Below are 22647 nucleotides of genomic sequence, written 5' to 3' on the forward strand. Positions count from 1 at the left end.
AAAGCGCTTGAGTTTACCACTTTCAGGCTGCTGACTGCCACGTCAAATGGGGAAAATTAACCCGCTATCACAAAATTAACCCGCACACTTGCTTGCAGCACTCCCATCAAAACCCGTACTTCCGCCACACCTGGACTAAAATACCCACTAAGAGTTAGTTTCGTGAAAGTTCACTGCAGGATTAGAAAAATTGATGAGGTTGCCGACAAATGTTGCCGATGAAACAGGCAAAGGGGTGTCCCTTTGTTAACGGAACATCACAGCTTCTCAGTTATTTCCCTGTCACTCATTGGGAACCCAGCTTGCTGGCACAGACCGGACTGCGCGGCGCCATGCCCTTTTGTTGCCACTCTTCATCGGTATAGGTATGCAGTGCCAGCGCATGAACGGGCCCGGCCAGCAGATCGGCCAGCAGTTGATTGACCTGGCGATGACGGCTAATGAGGCGCTGAGCGGCGAAGGCTTCACTCACGATGATCACCTTGAAATGGCTCTCGGCGCCCGGCTCGGTACGATGCATGTGGCTCTCGTTGAACACCTCTAGATGGCTGGGATGAAGGGCCTCATTGAGGCGTTGGCTGATGGTCTCTTGGGTATTCATGATCTCTTCCGATGGCTGATAGGGACAAACCCCATTCTATCGACTTTGGCGCTCAGGGAGAACGTGCATGGCGGGGTAATGGGTGAATTGCCCCTGCGCCGTTAGACGAGGCCCATTCGCTCAACATTGACCACTCACTGCGGGGTAATGGGTGAATTGCCCCGGCGCCGTTAGACGAGGCCCATTCGATCAACATTGATCACTGACTGCGGGGTAATTGGTGAATTGCCCCGGCGCCGTTAGAATAGCGCCATTCGATCCAGCCGTGAGACAGACAGTTCAATGCAGACCCACCTCGAGACAGACCATTGCCGCCTGATCCTGCAGCGCTATCCGCGCCAGGCGCAGGATCCCCTGCAGGCATGGGATGCCGCCGATGAGTACCTGATCAATCAGTTGGCAGAGCAACCTCCCGAAGGCTGCGGCCCCGTCATCATCATGAATGACAGCTTCGGCGCCCTGGCCGCCTTTCTCCATGACCATCAGCCCCTGTGCGTGACCGACTCCTTCGTCAGCGAACAAGGCACCCTGGCCAATCTGGCCGACAATGGTCTGGATCCGGCATCCGTCCGCATCCAGGACTCGCTGGCACCACTGCCAGCGGCCCCGACCCTGGTGATCATCAAGGTATCCAAGTATCAGGCCCTGCTCGAGCAGCAGTTGCTGGCCCTGCGTGAGGTGGTCACCCCGGCCACGCGCATCCTGGCCGCCGGCAAGGCCAAAGAGATCCACAGCTCCACCCTCAAGCTGTTTGAGAAATACCTCGGACCGACTCGCACCTCCCTGGCCTGGAAGAAGGCCCGCCTCATCCATTGCAGCATCGCTGACGCAGCGGGGAGAGACAGCCCCACCCTGGCCAACCCCTTCCCGACCGTCTGGCCACTGGAGGGAAGCGAGATGCGCATCCACAACCATGCCAACGTCTTCTCGCGTACCAGCCTGGATATCGGCGCCCGCTTCATGCTGGCCAACCTGCCTATCCACAGCGCCCGCAAGGTGATCGATCTGGGTTGTGGCAATGGCGTGCTCGGTCTGGCCCTGCTGGCCCGGGACAGCGAGGTGGAGGTGGCCTTCATCGATGAATCCTATATGGCGGTGGCCTCGGCAAGGCTCAACGTCGAACACAATCTACCCGCCGCCCTGCCCCGTGCCGAGTTCCTGGTCAACAACTGCCTGGATGGCTTGCCGACCGGTTATGCTGACCGCATCTTGTGCAACCCGCCGTTCCACCAGCTCCAGGCGATCACCGATCACATCGCCTGGCAGATGTTCGAAGATGCGCACAGGGTGTTGCCCAAGGGGGGGGAACTCTGGATAGTGGGCAACCGGCATCTGGACTATCACAACAAGCTGAAGCGACTGTTTGCCAATGCACAAGTCGTTGCATCCAATAGTAAATTCGTTATTTTGAAAGCCATTAAACGCTAGAGGAATCCATCATGAAATCACCACTCCTGCTGCTCGCCGCCCTGCTGCTTGGCGGCTGTGCCACCCACTGGCCCGAGACGGCACTGCTCAATCCCCAGGTGATCCCGGCGAATCAGCAGTACTACTCCGGCAACCGCATCACCATGGAAGGCATAGACAAGCGTGCCGCCGCCCATGTGTTCGCCATCAAGCAGAAAGAGAAGGCCCCCGTCTACATCAAGAGCGAGCAGCCCCTCAATACCCTGCTGGTCGAGCGCCTCAGTGAAGGGCTGCGCAGTCAGGGGCTGGAGGTGGGCAACAGCGGCACCACCAATCTGACGCTGCAGGTCAATAACGCTCTGGTAAACGTTGAAGAGAAGACCTTCACCTATGTCACCAAGACCAAGGTGAGCCTGCAGGTGATGGCCGATTTCCAGGGGAGCCGCCTGACCAAGGTGTTCAATGCCAGCGCCAGCAAGGAAGGTCCGGGAGAGCCCAGCATCGCCGATCTGGAGCTGGTGCTGAACCAGCAACTCGGTAGCCTGATCCAGCAGATCATGGCCGACGAACAACTGCGCGGTTACCTCAAAGGCCAGCCAAGCGCCTGATCTCTCTATGTATTAAGGATAATGTCATGAAGAAGCTGATGTTGCTGGCCCTGCTGGCCTGCCCCCTGGCCTTCGCAGCCCCCAAGGTGAAGCTTGAAACCAACCACGGCAATATCGTGGTGGAGCTGGCCCCCAAAGCGGCCCCCCAGACGGTGAAGAATTTCCTGCGCTACGTGGCCGATGGCAGCTACGATGGCAGCCTGTTTCACCGGGTCATCCCCGGCTTCGTGGTGCAAGGGGGCGGCTACAACCAGCAGTTCCAGCAGTTGCCCACCTTCGATCCCGTGGTAAACGAGTCCAAGGGGGGCCTGCCCAATACCCGTGGCAGCATCGCCATGGCCCGCACCCAGGCGGTGGACAGCGCAACCCGCCAGTTCTACTTCAACCTTGCCGATAACAGCAACCTCAACGCCAACGCCGGCGCCGGTTATACGGTATTTGGTCAAGTGGTGCAGGGCATGGAGGTGCTGGACAAGCTGGCTCAGGTTCAGACCGGCTACAGCCCCATCCTGCGTGCCAATGATGTGCCGACCAGCACCATCATCCTCAAGAAGGTGACACTGCTCGCCGAGTAAATCCGACAGCCGGGCCCGCTCGGGCCCGGTCTCTTGCCCATCCACCCCCTTTTCCCTCCCGATGCCAGATCGTTTTCTATACTGCTCACTCCCCTCAATATGGATTGGAGCAGCTCGTGACCTGCGATGACTATTTTGCCCAGCACAGGGCCCCCCTGGCCCTGGCCGTTCGCCAGTTTCTGGCACAACAGCTCGACTATGACGCCCTGCAAGACGTGAGCTGGCAGCTGCTCGGCCAATGGCAGTCTCTGCCCCGGGACTGCGCCGACAAGCAAGCCGATAGCCCGCAGGAGAGCGTGTTCTGGCACCTGCTGCACAGTCTGCACCTCTGGAACCAGAATGAGCTGGCTCAGGATCCGGCGTTGCGCCACCAGTTGCATGACTGCGCCGCCTGTTTGCTGGGCGAGGGACCGGCACCGCTGGGCTGCATAGGAACCCGACCCTGAGCTCATCGCACGGGATGGCTGGCTCCCGGCAGAGCAAGGTGAGGCCAGGGGTGGCCGACGAGCCTCAATAATCTCATTCGACACCGCGTTAACGACCCATCGCCGCCGTGATCCGCCCTCTGGCGGCCAGACGACCTCCCTTTGTCCCCACAATCTGAGCGCCCGCCTTGGCGCGGGCGGATGAACCTGCCAAAATGGCTCACTTTTCCCGAGGAGTCAGGCACTTGAACGCTGTCAGCAAACCAAGCTGGAAAGAATCCCTCCGAGTCTATCTCGAGCCCCGCGTCCTTATTCTGTTTGCCATGGGGTTCTCCTCCGGTTTGCCGCTGTTGCTGGTATTCGGCACCCTCTCCTTCTGGCTGCGCGAGGCGGGAGTGAGCCTGACCGACATCGGCTACATGAGCTGGGTGGCGCTGGCCTATGGGGTCAAGTGGCTGTGGTCCCCCCTGGTGGACAGGCTGGCCCTGCCGCTGCTCTCGCGTCTGCTCGGCAGACGCCGCAGCTGGATGCTGTTCTCCCAGCTGTTGATCGCCGCGGCCCTGGTCGGCATGTCCTTTTGCGATCCCAAGACCCAGCTCGCTCAGCTTGCGCTGTTCGCCCTGCTGGTGGCCTTTGCCTCCGCCACTCAGGACATAGTGATCGATGCCTACCGCATAGAATCAGCCCCTGAACGCCTTCAGGCGGCCATGGCGGCCTCCTACATGACCGGTTATCGACTGGCCATGATCATGGCCGGGGCGGGCGCTCTTGCCCTGGCAGCCTGGCTTGGCAGCAACAGCGTCTATGACTATCGGGGCTGGCAGTTAACTTACCTGCTGATGGCGGGAATGATGAGCATTGGCCTCATCACCACCCTCTGTTGCCATGAGCCCGACATCGATGTGGCAAGTCAGGACAGGCAGCAAGCGATGCGCAAATCCCTGCTGCTGCAACACGGCTGGCCACGCTCACTGGCGGGACTCGGCGCCTGGGCCTACGAGGCCGTCTGGTGCCCCTTTGCCGACTTCTTCGAACGCCATGGCCGTTCGGCCCTGTTGATCCTCGGGCTCATCGCCTGCTATCGCATCTCGGATGTGGTGATGGGGGTCATGTCCAACAGCTTCTATGTGGATCTCGCCTTCAGCAAGACGGAGGTGGCGACCATCACCAAGGTATACGGTGTCATCATGACACTGGTGGGCGCCAGTGTGGGGGGCATTCTGGTGATGCGCTTTGGCACCTTGCGCATCCTGATGCTGGGCGCCCTGCTCACCGCCAGTACCAATTTGCTGTTCGCGCTGCTCAATCAGATCGGTCACAACCTGGAGCTGCTGACCCTGATCATCTCCCTGGATAATCTGAGCGCCGGCATCGCTACCGCGGCGTTCATCACCTATCTGTCGAGCCTGACCAATGTCGCCTTCTCGGCCACTCAATATGCCCTGTTCAGCTCCGTCATGCTCTTGCTGCCAAAACTGCTGGCTGGCTTCTCCGGTGGCTTCGTCGAACAGTTTGGCTACAGCGTCTTCTTCATTGGGACCAGTCTGCTGGGCATCCCGGTGCTGATCCTCATCACCATGGTTGCCAGACGAAACAGTGCGTTGTTACCGAAATCGAGCGAATAGCAAGCGTTTGCGCCAATTTGGGGGTGATTAGATTCACACTTCCAGAGAAAGTTCCCTCTTGATCGTTTATCCGCGGAAATTAATTGGCTAGAATCCCTCCGCTCCTTGTGGGCAGGCTACGGAAAACCTCAACTAAACGCACAAGAGACCAATAAAATGGCCAAATTGAACAAGACTCTGATCGCGGCAGGCTTGCTGGCAGCATCCGCCACTCCGGCTATGGCTGCCGACTATAGCGGCGACATCCACAAGAACGACTACAAGTGGATGCAGTTCAACCTGATGCACACCATCGGTCAGCTCCCCCACGGTGACCACGACTACGACGATACCTATTTTGAAATGGAATTCGGTGGTCGTTCAGGTATGTTTGACCTCTATGGCTATGTTGATGTTTTTGATATCTTCAACACCAGCAAGAGCGATAAGCATGATGGTCAAAATATCTTCATGAAGTTCGCTCCACGTATGTCTCTGGATGCACTGACTGGTAAAGATCTTTCCTTTGGTCCAGTTAAAGAGCTTTATATTGCAAGCTTGAGCAACGTTAGTGATGACCAATTTGACACCATGATTGGTCTGGGTTCAGATGTGATGGTTCCTTGGTTTGGCAAAATGGGTATGAACCTCTATGCTCGCCATTCCTTGCAGAATAATTTCTTCAAAGAAGAGGAAGGTCACTGGAACGGCTATCAGTTCTCCATGAACTGGTTCAAACCCTTCTACACCTTCTCCAACGGTAGCTTCATAGCCTATCAAGGTTATCTGGATTACCTGTTTGGTGCCGATACCTATGATGTTGCCTCACAGTCTACTGATGGTACCTCCATGTTCAACGGCCTGTACTGGCACTCCGACCGCTACGCCGTCGGTTACGGCCTGAAGTACTTCAATGATGTCTACGGCATCCAAAACTCTGATGGTTTCAAATCCACTGGTTTCGGTCACTACTTCTCCGTGACCTACAAGTTCTAATCGAACCCGTAGCACGCAGAAACGAAAAACCGGAGCCCTGGGCTCCGGTTTTTTTATGGCGCAACGCGCAGAAAAAGAGGGCCGAACCCTCTTCCCCCGGGCTCAGTCGCGGAAATTCTGGAACTGCATAGGCTGACCCAGCTCGGCGCCACGCACCAGGGCCATGGCCTCTTGCAAGTCGTCACGCTTCTTGCCGGTGACGCGCACTTCATCGCCCTGAATGGCGACCTGCACCTTGATCTTGGAATCCTTGATGAGCTTCACCAGCTTCTTGGCGACCTCTTTCTCGATCCCTTGCTTGAACTTGACGTTCAGATGGAAACGCTTGCCGGAGTGGACGCTATCGCCCGCCTCCATTGAACTGTTTTCGATGTTGCGCTTGAGCAGGGCTGCGCGCAGTATCTCTACCATCTGCTTGAGTTGGAAGTCGGCATCGGCCTCCAGCTTGACCTCTTCCTTGGCCATCTCGAAGCTGGCTTCTACACCGCGAAAATCGAATCGGGTGGCCAGTTCACGATTGGCGTTGTCGACTGCGTTCAACACCTCGTTCATTTTGACTTCAGAGACAATATCGAATGACGGCATGGCCGGGGCTCCTCATGTTGCGTTCGTTATGAGGGGGCAAATCTACCAGAAAACCGGCAAATTTGCTGATTTCGATAAAGGCGCTCTGTTAGAATCCTTGCCATTGCCGACAGGTGAGACCCATGAGTGTCCACCCCATCGCCATTCGGGCACCTCTCCAGGTCGAATGGCCCACCCTCTTGATCGAGTCATATCATGCCAAGCGGATCTCAATCCCCCCTCCCCCCCTCCTGGTCCCTGCTCGGTTGTGGCGCACTCGGCGGCGTCTTCGCCGCCCTGCTGACCCAATCCGGCCAACCGACTCAGGTGCTGCTACGCGAGCGCCACAGAGCGACACTGCACCCCGTCATCGACTTTACCGGGCTGGATGGCCAGCATGGGCTGCTCAGCATTGCCAGGGGTTTCCTGGCCGATAACCCCCCCATCCGTCGCCTGTTGGTGATGACCAAGGCGGATCAGGTGATCCCCGCCTTGCAGCCCCTGGTCGGCAAGCTGGACAAGTCTGTGCCCATAGTGCTGCTGCACAACGGCATGGGGGTGGCCGAGCGGGTCGCCGAGCTGTTTGCAGAGAACCCCATCATCGCGGGTGTCACCAGCCATGGCGCCCTGCAGCAGGGCCATTTCGTGTTCCGCCACACTGGCCGGGGCGAGACCTGGCTAGGCCCGGTCAACGAGCAGGGGCGCCACTTCGCCCATCTGGCAGACCGCCTTGCCCAGGCCCTGGGCCAGGCGGGCTGGGACGAGCAGATCCTCGCCCGCCAATGGCACAAGCTCGCCATCAACTGCGCCATCAACCCCCTCACCGCCCTCTATCGCATCAAGAATGGCGAGCTGACAGGTCCACGCTTTGCCGACACCTTGCAGCAAGTCTGCATCGAGGTGGCCGATGTCATGAATGCAGAGGGCATTGCCACGACCCACGAGGAGCTGGCGCGGCGGGTACAGTCGGTCGCCGGACTGACCGCGGACAACTACTCTTCCATGCAGCAGGATCTGGAGCAGGGCAAAGAGACTGAGATAGAGGCCATCACCGGCTTCCTGCTGGCCAAGGCGCGCCTCCACGGCATCATGGTACCGGTCAACCAGGGCCTCTATCAGGCCGTCAAGGATCGCCACCAGGCCGAGCGCTGATCCACCTTTAGTCCTCAACCGGAGCAGGAGTCCCCCATGAGTGTCTTGGTATTGGTCGCCCCCGGCTCGGAGGAGATAGAAACCGTTGCCATCCTGGATGTGCTGGTGCGCGCCAACATAGCGGTGCTGCTCGCCTCCTGCTGCCCGTTGGGCCTGCGCCAAATTCGCGCCTCACGCGGGGTTCAGCTGGTCGCCGATTGCCATCTCGACGAGCTGCCGCAAGAGGAGTTCGAGATGATAGTGGTGCCCGGCGGCCTGCCCGGCAGCGAGTGCATCCGCGATAACAGCCGCGCCATCGGTCTGCTGCGCGAACAAGCCGCGAACGGTCGCTGGCGCGCGGCCCTGTGCGCCGCCCCCGCCGTGGTGCTGCTGCCCCATCAGCTGCTGGGGCAAGCCAGCGTCACCTGCCATCCCGGCTTTTGGGCCCAGATCCCCGCCGCCCAACTCCGCCATGAGCGGGTGGTGATAGACAAGGGCGCGCGGCTGGTGACCAGCCAGGGACCGGGGACGGCCATCGAGTTTGCCCTCACCCTGGTGCAGGTGCTGCGTGGCGCCACTGCGGCCGAGGCCGTGGCTGGCCCGATGATCCTTTAAGAGAAATGGCCACTGGATCGACCCATCAGCTTGCCGAGGCGACATCGCCAACGAAAAGGCCTCCGCGAGGGAGGCCTTTCTGATCTCAGGGCCAGCCTGATCCGGCTGGCGGAGGGGAAGCGCTTACTTCACCGTCACCCGGGCAAACTTGCGCTTGCCGACCTGATAGACGGCGGTGCCGGCAGCGATCAGCGCCTTGCCATCGTCCAGCTTGTCGCCATCCACCTTGACCGCGCCCTGCTTGATCATGCGCAGTGCCTCGGAGGTGGTCTCCACCAGGCCGGCGTCCTTGAGCAGGTTGGCGATGGCCAGGCCGTCCCCTTCCAGGGCCAGTTCGACTTCCGGCATCTCGTCCGGGATGGCGTTCTTGGAGAAACGCTGGGTGAAGTCTTCGTGGGCCGCCTCGGCCGCCGCCTCGTCGTGATAACGGGCGATGATCTCTTTCGCCAGCCAGATCTTCACGTCGCGCGGGTTCAGGGTACCGGCTTCGATGCCGGCCTTGAAGCCTTCGATGTCCGCCAGCGGGCGGGAGGAGAGCAGCTCGTAGTAGTTCCACATCAGGGTGTCGGTGATGGACATGATCTTGCCGAACATCTCGCCTGGGGCATCGTGCACGCCGATGTAGTTGGCGGCGGACTTGGACATCTTCTTGACGCCGTCCAGACCCACCAGCAGCGGCATCATCAGCACGCACTGGGCGGCCATGCCAGCATCTTTTTGCAGCTCGCGACCCATCAGCAGGTTGAACTTCTGATCGGTACCGCCGAGCTCGACATCCGCCTTTAGCGCGACCGAGTCATAGCCTTGCAGCAGCGGGTAGAGGAATTCGTGAATGGCGATGGACTGGCCGCTGCTGTAGCGCTTCTTGAAGTCGTCGCGCTCCATCATGCGGGCCACGGTCTGCTTGGCCGCCAGCTTGATCATGCCGGTCGCGCCCAGCTCACCCAGCCAAGTGGAGTTGTACTCGATACGGGTCTTGGCGGGATCCAGGATCTTGAACGCCTGCTCCGCATAGGTGAGGGCGTTGTGCTTGATGGCCTCTTCGGAGAGCGGCGGACGGGTGCTGTTCTTGCCGGAGGGATCCCCCACCATGGCGGTGAAGTCGCCGATCAGCAAGATGATCTCATGGCCCAGATCCTGGAAGGTCTTCAGCTTGTTGAGGATCACGGTATGACCCAGGTGAATGTCCGGAGCCGTCGGGTCCATGCCCAGCTTGATGCGCAGCGGGCGCCCTTCCTTCAACTTGGCAACCAGTTCTTCTTCAACCAGAATTTCTTCCGCTCCGCGCTTGATCTCGGCTAGCGCCACCTCGAGCTGGGACATTTTTTGACTCTCCAATCACGATTCCACAGGGCCAGACATATTACTGGAATGGCGAGACAATTGGAAAGCCTGTAAAATCCGCTGATTCCGCCCGACTTCACACCCTTTTCTCATGCATATTTGGCACACCTTCAACGCTCTTCCCCTCTGGCACCGCAAGATGGTGCTTATTCTGAGCATCCTGGTGATGATGCTGGCCGCCTGGCCCGGCGAACAGGCCGTCGCCACCCGGGTCGATGAGCATGCCGCAAGTCTGACCCGCGACGAGTTGCCGGACGAGCAGGATCGCCTCGCACTGGAGCAGACTGTCCGCCCGGCCAAGCCTCTTTATGTCACCAAGCAGGTCAAGGTTCGCAGCGGCGACAACATGGGGGTCATCTTCCAGCGTCTGGGCCTCGGCACGGCAGATCTGCACCTCATCGATCAGCTCGCGGCCGCCGATCCGCTGCGCATGCTCAAACCCGGTCAGGAGCTGACCTTCAAACTCACCCAGGGCGGCGAACTGCAGAGCCTCTATTACCCTCACAGTCTGGAGCAGGCGCTCAAGGTCAACCGACGGGAAGATGGCTTCGTGGCCAAAGTGGTTCGCCTGGAACTCGACACCCGTGAAAACTGGGCCCAAGGCAATATCCGCTCCAGCTTCTGGGGCGCCGCCGTCGAAGCGGGCATGACCGAGGATCAGATCATGGATTTGGCCGCCATCTTCGGCTGGGACATCGACTTTGCCCAGGACTTGCAACCGGGGGACAGCTTCCGGGTGCTGTTCGAGGAGAAATACCAGGATGAGGAGCGGGTCGCCTCCGGTGATATTCTGGCCGCCGAGTTCGTCAACCAGGGCGAGGCCTACCGCGCCGTGCTGAGCGATGATGGCAACTACTACACCCCGGCGGGCAAGGCGATGCGCAAGAGCTTCCTGCGCGCGCCGGTCAACTTCAAGTACATCAGCTCCAACTTCAACCCGCGTCGCCTGCACCCGGTCACCGGCAAGGTGCGCCCCCACAACGGCATCGACTACGTGGCCCCCGTGGGCACCCCCATCATGGCCTCGGGGTCGGGGAGCGTGGTGGCCGCCGGTTACAACCAGTTCAACGGCAACTATGTGTTCATCAAGCATGCCGGCAATTATGTGACCAAATACCTGCACCTCTCCAAGCGCACCGTCAACAAGGGTCAGCGGGTGAAGCAGGGACAGACCATCGGCCTGCTGGGCAGCACGGGCCGGGTCACGGGCGCCCATCTGCACTACGAATTCCTGGTCGCCGGGGTACACAAGAACCCCCGCACCCTGACCCTGCCTCAGGCAGAAACCCTCAGCGGCCGCGAGTTGAGCCAGTTCAAGGCCCAGGCCCTGCTGCAACTCGCCAAGCTGGAGCGCTCAGAGCCTCAGCTTGCCCAGCGCCGGGACGGATCCTGAGTCAAGGGCTCACCCGGATCACGGGGAGCAAGCAGCAGCCATCGCCGGTATGGCGACAGGCAAAGCGGTTATCACAAGCAATGACAAGGAGCCCTCAGATGGCGGAACGTTACTTGGGTCTGATGTCCGGCACCAGTCTGGATGGCATCGATGCGGTGCTGATAGAGACGGATGGGGATGGCGTGCGGGTCGAGGCGGCGCTGTGCCATCCCTGGCCCGATGACACGGCTCACGCGCTGCACACCCTCTGCACCCCGGGTGAGAACGAAATCGATCGCATGGGGGTGGCCGATAACCTGGTGGCCCGTGAATTTGCCGCCGCCGCTCAGGCTCTGCTCGACAAAACGGGGCTCGCGCCCGCCGACATCCGTGCCATCGGCTCCCACGGCCAGACCATTCGCCACCGCCCCCAGCTCGGCTTCACCCTGCAAATTGGCAACAGCGCCCTGTTGGCCGCACTGACCGGCATCGACGTCATCAGCGACTTCCGCAGTCTGGACATGGCCCTCGGCGGCCAGGGAGCCCCCCTGGTGCCCGCCTTCCATCAGGCCATTTTTGCCAAAGCGGGCGCCCTGCGGGTGGTGTTGAATCTGGGCGGCATCGCCAATATCTCTGTGCTGCCGGCCAATGCCAGCGGCGGCTCCGGTTGCAATGTCTATGGCTTCGACACCGGCCCCGCCAACACCCTGCTCGATGGCTGGTATCGCCGTCATCAACCCCAGGGCGGCAACTACGATGCCGGTGGCCAGTGGGGTGCCAGCGGCCAAGTGGTTCCTGAACTGCTCGACAAACTGCTCAGCCACCCCTACTTCGCCGCCCCCGCCCCCAAGAGCACCGGGCGGGAGATGTTTACCCTGGAGTGGCTAGACGGCGAGCTGGCAGGCAGCCATTACTCCCCCGTCGATGTGCAGCGCACCCTGCAGGCGCTGAGCTGCCACAGCATCGCCCGCCAATTGCCCGCGCTTGCAACGGGAGCGGATGACCCCCCCCCCAGGCCGAGCTGTTTGTCTGCGGCGGCGGTGCCCACAACGACCCGCTGCTGGCCGAGCTGTTTGTCTGCGGTGGCGGTGCCCATAATGGCCCGCTGCTGGCCGAGCTGGCGGCCCTGCTGCCCCGCTGGCGCATCGCCAGCACGGCCGAGCTGGGGCTCGCCCCCGACTGGGTGGAAGGAGCCGCCTTTGCCTGGCTGGCGCAGCGCTTCATTGCGCGCCAGCCAGGCAACCTGCCCGCCGTCACCGGCGCCAGCCGACCAGCGGTACTGGGTGCCCTCTATCCAGCCTGAAGGGCCGAGAGGGGCAATAGGGGTAGCCAACTGTCATCCCGGCCCCGTTTATCAAACCGGGCAACCTGCCCTTATTCGAGCACCGGCGCCAGTCGACCGGCCGTACTCGGTGCCCTCTATCCCGCCTGAAGGGCCGAGAGGGGCAATAGGGGTAGCCGACTGTCATCCCGGCCCCGTTTATCAAACCGGGCAACCTGCCCTTATTCGAGCTCCGGTGCCACAGCCACCCGGCGGTACTCGATGCCCTCTATCCCGCCTGAGCGGGCAACCAGCGCACACGAACAGAGAGGGCGGCACATGCCGCCCTCTCTGTCATAATCCGGCTCTGCCGGCAGACGTTATCGACCTTGTTCTCTTCCCTTCTTTTTCCCGCTGCAATTTCATTGCATAAATCTGGATGTCATATGCAGCCCGTATTGGTTGATTGCGGCGGCTCGCTTGCGTCAATGACATCGTCGCCATGCAGCCTGGGCGAATGATAATTCCCGCCTCTGTTTCAAGGGTCAAAAACGGACACTGGCTAGCATATTTTTGATGTTGCTGACAGCCCCGTTCATGGGCATAAAATGCATAGCCATTCATATTGGGGTGCATGAACAGCAAAATATTGCCGATGATTAACCCTTTATTCACAGAATTGATCAACGACGGCCCGAGACAAACCCACGCACTGCGGCCATTTCCCTTATAAGGCGCGTTATGACACCCGGCCAGCCGTTATATATCGTGAATTGAACCGCATTTTAGCTAAATTTCAGAGCATTGACCCACCTCATAGAAATACGATCCTGGTTTGCATCCCTTGGTCGGCCCCCCATAGAATCCCCCTGTCTGAATCATCAACCCGATCCATTTCTCCATCAGCCGCTCGCCCACGCAGGCGACGTCGAAGCAAGACTCGAAACAGCGATGACTGTTTTCCGTATCACCCGTCGTCATTCGTCGGGAGCGGGCAACTGTTGCCGAAATAAAGCGAGGCGTGCGGCAAACGAGGAAGGAAGGCGTTGACCCTACATCAATAAAGAGAAAGGAGTATCGCCATGAGTGGTACCATCATCAAGTCAGCCAGAAATACCCCCAGTGCCCCCCAGGATCTGAGCCCCTGCACCCAGAGCGTGGCCTTCTCCCACTACAACAATATTTCGGCGCAACTGCCCGTCGATCCCAAGACCGGCAAGCTGGTGAGTGGCGATATCCAGGCGCAGGCCAGACAGTGCCTCACCAATATCAAGGCCATCGTCGAGAGCATCGGCCACGGGATGGACGATATGGTCAAAGCCACCATATTCCTGAAAGACATGGGGGATCTGGAGGCGGTCAACAGCGTTTATCGCGAATTTTTCCCGGGCTATGTGCCGACCCGCACCGTGCTCGCCGTGGCCGCCCTGCCGATGCATGCCCTGGTGCAGATGGACGCCCTTATCTCCAACGGCGAAGGCACCTTCCCCCAGGCACCCTGCGCCTTAGTGAAACTCGCCCGCAATAGCGACAAAGCCCCGCAGTGTGCACTCTCGACCCATACCGTTGCCTTCTCTCACTACAACAATATCGGTGCCCAGCTGCCGGTGGATGCCGCCACCGGCCAGCTGGTCGGCGGTGGCATCCAGGAGCAGGCGGCCCAGTGCCTGCGCAATATCAAAAACGTGCTGGAGAGCATAGATGTGCCCTTTGACGATATCGTCAAGGTGACTGTCTACCTGACCAGCCTCGCGGATCTGGAGGCCGTCAACGAGGTCTACCGCACCTTCTTCCCGGACTCCGCCATCGCCCGCGCCGTGGCTTATCTGCCCGCTCGCTCGGTGGTCAGTGCCACCGCCCTGCCACTGGGTGCCCGGGTGCAGATGGATGCGGTCATCTCCCACGGTGACGGCACCCCGCCCCAGCTGGTGGAAGACAGGCACAACCTGGTGATCCGCGCCCGCAATACCGACAAGGCACCGCGCAGCCCGCTCCATTGCCAGAGCGTCGCCTTCTCCCACTACAACCACTTGACTGCGCAGCTGCCGATCGACATGGCCACCGGCAAGGTGCTGACTGGCTGTATCAAGGAGCAGACTGCCCAGTGCCTCGACCATATCGAGACCATCGTGGAGAGCATCGGCCACGGGATGGACGATATCGTCAAGGTCAATATCCAGCTGAAGAACATCGAGGATCTGGAAGCAGTAAACGCCATCTACGCCAAATACTTCCCGAGCTATCTGCCCGCCCGCACCGTCATTGGCGTGAGCGAACTGCCCGCCGGCGCCATGATCCAGATGGATGCTGTACTCTCCAATGCGGAAAGTACCCCGCCGCAGGTGTAAGGGGCGGTTTAAATAGCAAAAAGAGACCGGCTATATGTCGGTCTCTTTTTACGTAACACGAAGAGATATTATTTTTATGGCATCGACGTAAAGAACGCGAACGTTCGATTACGCTTCGCTAATCGAACCTACGAGGTTATAACTATTATATATATAATCCCATGCGATTAGTGATTCATGAAGACACTTATATGCATCTAATAAAAACTGTCCATTTTCATCATTTACACAGGCTTTAATTTTTACACAACCTCTATCTTTAGGCACAATAAAATACCTCCCCTCCAACCGATAAATAACTGAGATTAATTCAGAATTAACCAAGATGCTTTGTACAACTGAAAGCTGAGCAAAATTCCCACTACGGCTTTTTCTAAGCCCACCGTGCTTTAGACCATTTGCTATATCAGAACAATATGTCAAACAGCTATGCTTGTTAATTTCACTTTCAAGCATTTCTTTGTTAATACTTGGGTTTATATTTATTAACTCAGCTATAAGCAGGTCTTTTATTGACCAACACCAAACAAATGCTGATTCGATATCGTCTTGAACTTGGATAAGGGGTTTTATTCCATTAACAATAAAACTATGATTATTAAAATCAACTATATTTTCAGGCCATTCTAAATTTGATGATTTACTTATATATCGTGAAACCCTTTGCTTTAATTGATTATTCAAAGAGATGCTCCCTATTTTTACCAGTAAACCCTATTCAAAAAATAATAATTCACATCCTGCTACTCACAGTTTCTTCAGTCAAAGGTTGTTCAACAAAAAAACGCCTCCATAGGGAGGCGCTTTTCAATTCAGTACCAAGCAATCAGCAATTACAGGGACTCTGCGGTCGCGACCACGTTTTCCACGGTAAAGCCGAATTCCTTGAACAGCAGCTCGGCCGGGGCGGACTCACCGAAGGTGGTCATACCTATGATCTTGCCGCCAAAGCCCACGTACTTGTACCAGTAGTCGGCGATGCCCGCTTCGATGGCCACGCGCTTGGTGACGGAAGACGGCAGGACAGACTCCTTGTACTCGGCGCTTTGTGCGTCGAACACGTCGGTGGCCGGCAGGGAAACCACGCGCACGGCGCGGCCCTTGGCGGTCAGCTGCTCATAGGCGGCCACGGCCAGCTCCACTTCGGAACCGGTGGCGATCAGGATCAGCTCCGGAGTACCGGCGCAATCTTTCAGCACATAACCACCCTTGGCGGTATCGGCCAATTGCTGGGCGGTGCGGTCCATCTGGGGCAGGTTCTGACGAGAGAAGATCAGCGCAGTCGGGCCGTCCATACGCTCGATGGCGTGCTTCCAGGCGATGGCGGATTCAACCTGATCACAGGGGCGCCAGGTGCTCATGTTCGGAGTCAGACGCAGGGAGGCTATCTGCTCTACCGGCTGGTGAGTCGGGCCATCTTCACCCAGACCGATGGAGTCGTGGGTGTAAACGAAGATGGCGCGCTGCTTCATCAGGGCGGCCATGCGCAGGGCGTTACGGGCGTACTCCATGAACATCAGGAAGGTGGCGCCGTAGGGGATGAAACCACCGTGCAGGGCGATGCCGTTCATGATGGCGGACATGGCGAACTCGCGCACACCGTAATGGATGTAGTTGCCTGCCGCGCTCTCGGGAGTCAGAGACTTGGAGCCGGACCACATGGTCAGGTTGGACGGCGCCAGATCGGCGGAACCACCCATGAACTCGGGCAGCAGCTTGCCGAAGGCTTCCAGGGAGTTCTGGGACGCTTTACGGGTCGCTATCTTGGCCGGGTTGGCTTGCAGGGTTTCGATGATCTTGGCGGATTCAGCGGCCCAGTTGGCTGGCAGCTCGCCTGCGGTACGGCGCTTGAATTCGCTTGCCAGGGTCGGGTGAGCGGCTTCATAGGCGGCAAACTTGGCAGCCCAGTCGGATTCGAGCTTGGTGCCTTTCTCCTGGGCATTCCACTCGGCGGCGATCTCGGACGGGATGACGAAGGGCGCGTGATCCCACTTCAGGAAGGCACGGGCGGCGGCGATCTCGTCGTTGCCCAGCGGTGCGCCGTGGCAATCGTGGGAGCCGGACTTGTTCGGGGAGCCGTAGCCAATGATGGTGCGGCAGCAGATCAGGGTCGGCTTGCCGGTCTCGGCCTTGGCGGCTTCGATGGCGGCATTGATGGCTTCCGGGCTGTGACCGTCAACGGCCGGGATGACGTGCCAGCCGTAGGCTTCGAAACGCTTGGGGGTGTCATCGGTGAACCAGCCTTCCACGTGACCGTCGATGGAGATGCCGTTGTCATCCCAGAACGCGATCAGTTTGCCAAGCTGCAGGGTACCGGCCAGGGAGCAAGCCTCGTGGGAGATACCTTCCATCAGGCAGCCGTCGCCCATGAAGGCGTAGGTGTAATGGTCGACGATGTCGTGACCCGGCTGGTTGAACTGCTCGGCCATGGATTTTTCAGCGATCGCCATGCCCACGGCATTGGTGATGCCCTGACCCAGCGGGCCAGTGGTGGTTTCGATGCCAGGGGCATAACCGTACTCAGGGTGACCCGGGGTGCGAGAGTGCAGTTGGCGGAAGTTTTTCAGATCCTCGATGGTGAGGTCGTAACCGGAGAGATGCAGCAGGGAGTAAATCAGCATGGAGCCGTGGCCGTTGGACAGCACGAAACGGTCGCGGTCGGCCCACTTGGGGTTGTTCGGGTTGTGCTTGAGGTGGCCACGCCACAGCACTTCGGCGATATCTGCCATTCCCATGGGGGCGCCCGGGTGACCGGAGTTGGCTTTTTGTACGGCATCCATACTCAATGCGCGAATGGCATTGGCAAGCTCTTTACGAGAAGGCATCTGTATCTCCTGCGATTGCTTCATTTGATGGCCAAGATTAAGGCGCGTTATTGTCCCAGCAGGGCGGGCGAGGTGCAAATATTATCTGGGCGAATAAAGTGGCTTTGGGAGCGCAGTCGCTTTTCTTGCCCCGGCAAACGATTCGCGTTGCGGCCATTTGCAACCCTTTATGGGTAAGGCTGGCCACAGCTGGCACCAAACCAAAATAGTGCTGGCAATCACCCTCCCCCCTCTTTAAAATAGACGTCCAGATGGAGATACCTCTACAAAGACGTCCCTAGAGTGACGTCCCGATGCAGATATCTCAAATACCAAGACTCTCCTTTTTACCCGGTTATGGCCAAGGCGATAACCCCTAGCGTTGAGAATGCTTCCATGGCAAAGCTGTTTACTTCCGAGTCGGTCTCCGAAGGCCATCCCGATAAAATCGCCGACCAGATCTCCGATGCGGTGCTGGATGCCATCCTGGAACAGGATCCCATGGCCCGTGTCGCCTGTGAGACCCTGGTCAAGACAGGCATGGTACTGGTTGGCGGCGAAGTAACCACTTCTGCCTGGGTCGACATCGAGCAGATCGTGCGCGATACCGTGCGCGAGATTGGCTACACCCACTCCGACATGGGCTTCGATGCCGACTCCTGCGCCGTGCTCAACGCCATCGGCAAGCAGTCCCCGGACATCAACCAGGGTGTTGACCGTGCCGATCCCTATGAGCAGGGCGCCGGTGACCAGGGCCTGATGTTTGGCTACGCCACCAACGAGACCGAGGTGCTGATGCCAGCACCCATCACTTACTCTCACCTGTTGGTGAAGCGTCAGGCCGAAGTGCGCAAGAATGGCACCCTGCCCTGGCTGCGTCCGGATGCCAAGAGCCAGCTCACCTTCGCCTATGACAGCGAAGGCAAGATCCTTGGCGTCGATGCCGTGGTGCTCTCCACCCAGCATTGCGACTCCATCAGCCACGCCGATCTGGTCGAAGCGGTGCGCGAAGAGATCATCAAGCCGGTACTGCCCGCCGAGTGGATCAGCAAGAACACCAAGTTCTTCATCAACCCGACCGGCCGTTTCGTCATCGGCGGCCCCATGGGTGACTGCGGTCTGACCGGTCGCAAGATCATCGTCGATACCTACGGCGGCATGGCCCGTCACGGTGGTGGCGCCTTCTCCGGCAAGGATCCATCCAAGGTGGATCGCTCCGCCGCCTACGCCGCTCGCTATGTCGCCAAGAACATAGTGGCCGCCGGTCTGGCCGACCGCTGTGAGCTGCAAGTCTCCTACGCCATCGGCGTGGCCGAGCCGACCTCCATCAGCGTCGAAACCTTCGGCACCGCCAAGGTCTCCGAGGAGCTGCTGGTCACGCTGGTGCGCGAGCACTTCGAACTGCGCCCCTACGGCCTCATCGAGATGCTGGATCTCAAGCGCCCCATCTTCAAGGCCACCGCCGCCTACGGCCATTTCGGTCGCGAAGAGTTCCCCTGGGAGCGTACCGACAAGGCCGAGCTGCTGCGCGCCGCCGCTGGCCTCTAAGCCAGCCGGTAATCAGAAAGGGGAGCTCAGGCTCCCCTTTTTCATGGCCGGGATCCTGATGAACAGACCCCTTGCCTGCTTTTCGTCAGCATGAGCAAGAGGTAGACTGCCCCCTTTCGCTCACCTGCATGAATAGCCTTCAATTGCCCATGTCAGCACTTACTCTCACCCCGCTACAGATGCAGCAGACCCTGACCGAACGGGTCCATCTCTGTTTCAGTCAAGCCGAGCAGAAACTGGGGCGCCCGTTCCCGCGTCCGCACATCCACTGCAACATGCGTGGCCGGGCTGCGGGAGCGGCACGGCTGCAAACCTGGGAGCTGCGCTTCAACCCGGCACTGTTTGCGGCCAATTATCAGGCCTTCCTCGATGAGGTGGTGCCCCATGAGGTAGCGCACCTGCTGGTGCATGCCTTGTGGGGCGCAGGACGAGGCAAGGGGCGAGTGCTTCCCCACGGCCGCCAGTGGCAATCGGTGATGCAGGAGGTCTTCAATCTGGAACCCAGAACCACCCACAGCTTCGATCTCGCCGTACTGGCTCAGCCTAACGTGACCTACGCCTGTGCCTGTCAGCAGCACCAGCTCTCCATCCGCCGCCATAACAAGGTGGCGCGCGGGGAGGCCAACTACCATTGCCGCCGCTGTAAGCAGGTGCTCACTCGCCCCTGAGTCGCATTCTTGTCGCCCCCATGCCAGGGGCGCGGCCAACCTCACTCCCGACCCCCTTAAGGAAGCCCATGTCTCGTTTCGCCTCGTTCATCCTGCTTGCCCTCTTCATGGCCCTGCCGTTGCAAGCCCAGACCTTTCGCACCGCCAAGCAAAGTCTTAATCGCCTCTATCAGTCCCACCCCACCAGCTTCTACTGCGGCTGCGACATCGACTATCAGGGCAAGCAGATGAGCCCGGATCTGGCCAGCTGTGGCTATGAGCCGCGCAAGCAGGCCAAACGCGCCGCCCGCATCGAGTGGGAACATGTGGTGCCCGCCTGGGAGTTCGGCCACCAGCTGCAGTGCTGGCAGGAGGGTGGGCGCAAAAACTGCGGCAAGAGCGACGAGTTCAACCAGATGGAGGGGGACATGCACAACCTCTTCCCCGCCATCGGCGAGGTGAATGGCGACAGAGCCAACTACCGCTTCTCCGACTGGAACGGCAAGCCGAACCAGTATGGCCAGTGCCAGATGCTGGTGGATTTCAAGGAGCGCCGGGTACAGCCGCCCAAGGGGCCGGTACGGGGCCAGATAGCCCGCGCCTATCTCTATATGAGCAAACAACACGGGCTGCGTCTGGCCGCACAACAACGTAAACTGTTCGAAGCCTGGGACAGGCAGTACCCGGCAGATAGCTGGGAGTGCGAACGCAATCGCCGCATCGGCAAGCTGCAGGGCAACACCAATCCCTTCATTGAAAAGCAGTGCCAATGACACCATGTAAGGAAGCAGGCGTCCCCTTGCTCCCAGACAGGGCGGGATGAGAGCCATCCCGCTCATTGAATCAGCCAAGAGACAGACACTCAGCCATGCGCATTCCACGTATCTATGAACCGGCCGCCCTGCAGGTTGGCCAGACCCTCGCCCTGTCGGAAGACGGTGCCAATCACATAGGCCGGGTGCTGCGCATGCAGGCCGGTCAGGCCATCGAGCTGTTCAACGGCGATGGCCAGCAGTACCACGCCCTCATCACCAGCGTCGGGAAAAAATCCCTCGAGGTGAGCATAGAGAGCGCCGAGGCCCGCTCGATCGAGTCGCCTCTGGCCATCCACCTGGGCCAGGTGATCAGCCGTGGCGACAAGATGGACTTCACCATCCAGAAATCGGTGGAGCTGGGCGTCACCTGCATCACCCCGCTCTTCTCCGAGCGCTGCGGCGTCAAACTGCCCGCCGATCGGCTGGAGAAGAAACGCGAACAGTGGCAGAAGGTGGTGATCAGTGCCTGCGAGCAGTGCGGCCGCAATGTGGTGCCAGAGGTGCGTATGCCCATGGAGCTGGATGCCTGGCTGGCAGAAGAGACCCAGGAGCTCAAGCTCAACCTGCACCCGCGCGCCGAGTACAGCATCAGCACCCTGCCTATCCCTGCGCACGGCGTACGCCTGCTGATAGGCCCGGAGGGCGGCTTGTCCAGCGACGAGATCGCCCGTACTGTGCAGGAAGATTTCAAAGAGATGCTGCTGGGGCCCCGGGTGCTGCGCACCGAAACCGCGGCCCTGACCGTCATCACGGCACTGCAGTGCCGGTTTGGCGATCTCGCTTAATGCCATCGGGCAGCGTCGATAAGCCCCGTGGCGGCATCCTCGAACGATTGCAGCCTTAAACGGCCGATTACGCTTCGCTAATCGACCCTACAACCCAACCGAGCCACAGAAGGAATTCCGGATGACCATCAAACTCGGCATCGTGATGGACCCCATCTCGACCATCAACATCAAGAAAGACTCCAGCTTTGCCATGTTGCTGGAAGCCCAGCGCCGTGGCTATGAGCTCTTCTATCTGGAGATGGCGGATCTCTACATGGAGGCCGGGCGCGCCTTTGGCACCATGCGCCCACTGCGCGTGGATCAGAACCCGGCCAAGTGGTATGAACTGGGCGAGGTGGTCGATCAGCCGCTCAGCGAGCTCAATGTGATATTGATGCGCAAGGATCCGCCGTTCGACACCGAATTCATCTACGCCACCTACATGCTGGAGCGGGCCGAGGACGAGGGTAGCCTCATCGTCAACAAGCCCCAGAGCCTGCGCGATGCCAACGAGAAGCTCTACACCGCCTGGTTCGCCGAGAACACCCCGACCACGCTGGTCACTCGTCGCGCCGACAAGCTGCGCGCCTTCCACGCCGAGCACAAGGACGTGATCCTGAAGCCGCTGGACGGCATGGGAGGCGCCTCCATCTTCCGCATGAAGGAGGACGATGCCAACGTCGGCGTCATCATCGAGACCCTCACCGAACATGGCAGCCAGTACTGCATGGCGCAGACCTTCCTGCCCGCCATCAAGGACGGTGACAAGCGGGTACTGGTGGTGGACGGTGAGCCGGTGCCTTACTGCCTGGCCCGTATCCCGGCCCAAGGGGAGACCCGTGGCAACCTGGCGGCCGGTGGCCGCGGTGAGGCGCGCCCCTTGAGCGAGGCGGACTGGGCCATCGCCCGCGCGGTCGGCCCGACCCTCAAGGCCAAGGGCTTGATCTTCGTCGGCCTCGACATCATCGGCGATCGGCTGACCGAGATTAACGTCACCAGCCCGACCTGCATCCGCGAGATTGAGGCGGCCTTCGACGTCTCCGTCACCGGCATGCTGATGGATGCCATCGAGCGTCGCCTGGGCCACTGATCAGCCCAGGTTGGCAACACAACGAGGGAGTGGGGCAACCCGCTCCCTCGTTTTTTCGCCTGCCATCTTGTCGCCACAGCGCCGAAGATCCCGCGCGGCGATAACCGCCAAGCACGCAGTGGCCA

General features: G+C 59.6%; 21 protein-coding genes and 1 pseudogene. 16 read left to right on the top strand and 6 right to left on the bottom strand.

The window, feature by feature from the left end:
* Positions 1-286: 286 nt before the first annotated feature.
* The gene (locus BN1130_RS05600; protein ID WP_042040797.1) at positions 287-601 is read right to left on the bottom strand and encodes a BolA family protein; all 315 of its coding nucleotides are present in this window, start codon (positions 599-601) and stop codon (positions 287-289) included.
* A gap of 282 nt (positions 602-883) precedes the next feature.
* On the opposite strand from BN1130_RS05600, the gene BN1130_RS05605 reads away from it, so the two are divergent.
* The 6 genes from BN1130_RS05605 to BN1130_RS05630 all read left to right on the top strand — a co-directional run bounded on the left by BN1130_RS05605 (position 884) and on the right by BN1130_RS05630 (position 6216).
* Complete coding sequence (locus BN1130_RS05605) at positions 884-2029, top strand: methyltransferase (protein ID WP_042040798.1); 1146 nt, start codon at positions 884-886, stop codon at positions 2027-2029.
* Between the two features lie 11 nt (positions 2030-2040).
* Positions 2041-2616 (top strand): YajG family lipoprotein, encoded by a 576-nt coding sequence (locus tag BN1130_RS05610; protein ID WP_042040799.1) that lies wholly within the window; start codon positions 2041-2043, stop codon positions 2614-2616.
* A gap of 26 nt (positions 2617-2642) precedes the next feature.
* A complete protein-coding gene (locus tag BN1130_RS05615; RefSeq protein WP_042040800.1) occupies positions 2643-3191 on the top strand; it encodes a peptidylprolyl isomerase in 549 nt (182 codons plus the stop codon).
* A 116-nt stretch (positions 3192-3307) separates the two neighbouring features.
* The gene (locus BN1130_RS05620; RefSeq protein ID WP_042040801.1) at positions 3308-3637 is read left to right on the top strand and encodes a hypothetical protein; all 330 of its coding nucleotides are present in this window, start codon (positions 3308-3310) and stop codon (positions 3635-3637) included.
* 224 nt (positions 3638-3861) lie between these two features.
* A complete protein-coding gene (locus BN1130_RS05625) occupies positions 3862-5241 on the top strand; it encodes an AmpG family muropeptide MFS transporter (protein WP_042040802.1) in 1380 nt (459 codons plus the stop codon).
* Positions 5242-5397: 156 nt separating this feature from the next.
* Positions 5398-6216: a nucleoside-specific channel-forming Tsx family protein gene (locus BN1130_RS05630; protein WP_042040803.1), complete on the top strand. Its 819-nt coding sequence runs from the start codon at positions 5398-5400 to the stop codon at positions 6214-6216.
* A gap of 102 nt (positions 6217-6318) precedes the next feature.
* Here the strand turns inward: BN1130_RS05630 and BN1130_RS05635 are convergent, their stop codons facing one another.
* A complete protein-coding gene (locus BN1130_RS05635) occupies positions 6319-6801 on the bottom strand; it encodes a YajQ family cyclic di-GMP-binding protein (protein WP_042040804.1) in 483 nt (160 codons plus the stop codon).
* Positions 6802-6996: 195 nt separating this feature from the next.
* On the opposite strand from BN1130_RS05635, the gene BN1130_RS05640 reads away from it, so the two are divergent.
* Both BN1130_RS05640 and BN1130_RS05645 read left to right on the top strand, forming a co-directional pair.
* Positions 6997-7932, top strand: a complete 936-nt coding sequence (locus BN1130_RS05640; RefSeq protein ID WP_042040805.1) for a ketopantoate reductase family protein — start codon at positions 6997-6999, stop codon at positions 7930-7932.
* A gap of 36 nt (positions 7933-7968) precedes the next feature.
* Positions 7969-8526 carry a DJ-1 family glyoxalase III gene (locus tag BN1130_RS05645; protein WP_042040806.1) on the top strand — a complete coding sequence of 186 codons (558 nt, stop codon included), beginning with the start codon at positions 7969-7971 and terminating at the stop codon, positions 8524-8526.
* A 123-nt stretch (positions 8527-8649) separates the two neighbouring features.
* On the opposite strand, the gene tyrS is transcribed toward BN1130_RS05645, so the two are convergent.
* Positions 8650-9849 carry a tyrosine--tRNA ligase gene (gene tyrS / locus BN1130_RS05650; protein WP_042040807.1) on the bottom strand — a complete coding sequence of 400 codons (1200 nt, stop codon included), beginning with the start codon at positions 9847-9849 and terminating at the stop codon, positions 8650-8652.
* A 112-nt stretch (positions 9850-9961) separates the two neighbouring features.
* On the opposite strand from tyrS, the gene BN1130_RS05655 reads away from it, so the two are divergent.
* Both BN1130_RS05655 and BN1130_RS21545 read left to right on the top strand, forming a co-directional pair.
* Complete coding sequence (locus tag BN1130_RS05655) at positions 9962-11263, top strand: peptidoglycan DD-metalloendopeptidase family protein (protein ID WP_042040808.1); 1302 nt, start codon at positions 9962-9964, stop codon at positions 11261-11263.
* Positions 11264-11361: 98 nt separating this feature from the next.
* Positions 11362-12545 (top strand): annotated as a pseudogene (locus tag BN1130_RS21545) (anhydro-N-acetylmuramic acid kinase).
* 312 nt (positions 12546-12857) lie between these two features.
* Here BN1130_RS21545 and BN1130_RS22150 read toward each other — a convergent pair.
* Positions 12858-13178, bottom strand: a complete 321-nt coding sequence (locus BN1130_RS22150; protein ID WP_157013912.1) for a hypothetical protein — start codon at positions 13176-13178, stop codon at positions 12858-12860.
* Between the two features lie 407 nt (positions 13179-13585).
* Between BN1130_RS22150 and BN1130_RS05670 the strand changes: the two genes are divergently transcribed.
* Entirely contained in the window at positions 13586-14851 is a 1266-nt protein-coding gene (locus BN1130_RS05670; protein ID WP_042040811.1) for a RidA family protein, read from the top strand.
* Positions 14852-14959: 108 nt separating this feature from the next.
* On the opposite strand, the gene BN1130_RS22155 is transcribed toward BN1130_RS05670, so the two are convergent.
* The gene (locus BN1130_RS22155) at positions 14960-15535 is read right to left on the bottom strand and encodes a hypothetical protein (RefSeq protein ID WP_157013913.1); all 576 of its coding nucleotides are present in this window, start codon (positions 15533-15535) and stop codon (positions 14960-14962) included.
* Positions 15536-15684: 149 nt separating this feature from the next.
* The gene (tkt, locus tag BN1130_RS05675; protein WP_042040812.1) at positions 15685-17676 is read right to left on the bottom strand and encodes a transketolase; all 1992 of its coding nucleotides are present in this window, start codon (positions 17674-17676) and stop codon (positions 15685-15687) included.
* A gap of 375 nt (positions 17677-18051) precedes the next feature.
* Here tkt and metK point away from each other — a divergent pair, with 375 nt between their 5' ends.
* From metK to gshB, 5 genes are all read left to right on the top strand, one after another.
* Positions 18052-19203 carry a methionine adenosyltransferase gene (gene metK, locus BN1130_RS05680; RefSeq protein WP_042040813.1) on the top strand — a complete coding sequence of 384 codons (1152 nt, stop codon included), beginning with the start codon at positions 18052-18054 and terminating at the stop codon, positions 19201-19203.
* Positions 19204-19352: 149 nt separating this feature from the next.
* A complete protein-coding gene (locus BN1130_RS05685; protein WP_042040814.1) occupies positions 19353-19871 on the top strand; it encodes a SprT family zinc-dependent metalloprotease in 519 nt (172 codons plus the stop codon).
* Between the two features lie 68 nt (positions 19872-19939).
* Positions 19940-20623, top strand: a complete 684-nt coding sequence (locus BN1130_RS05690; RefSeq protein ID WP_042040815.1) for an endonuclease — start codon at positions 19940-19942, stop codon at positions 20621-20623.
* 95 nt (positions 20624-20718) lie between these two features.
* On the top strand, positions 20719-21450 hold the full coding sequence (gene rsmE, locus BN1130_RS05695; protein WP_042040816.1) for a 16S rRNA (uracil(1498)-N(3))-methyltransferase: 732 nt from the start codon (positions 20719-20721) through the stop codon (positions 21448-21450).
* Between the two features lie 121 nt (positions 21451-21571).
* Positions 21572-22522: a glutathione synthase gene (gene gshB, locus BN1130_RS05700; RefSeq protein WP_042040817.1), complete on the top strand. Its 951-nt coding sequence runs from the start codon at positions 21572-21574 to the stop codon at positions 22520-22522.
* The last annotated feature ends 125 nt before the right edge of the window (positions 22523-22647 follow it).

The organism is Aeromonas rivuli (assembly GCF_000820045.1).
GTDB classification, from domain to species: domain Bacteria; phylum Pseudomonadota; class Gammaproteobacteria; order Enterobacterales; family Aeromonadaceae; genus Aeromonas; species Aeromonas rivuli.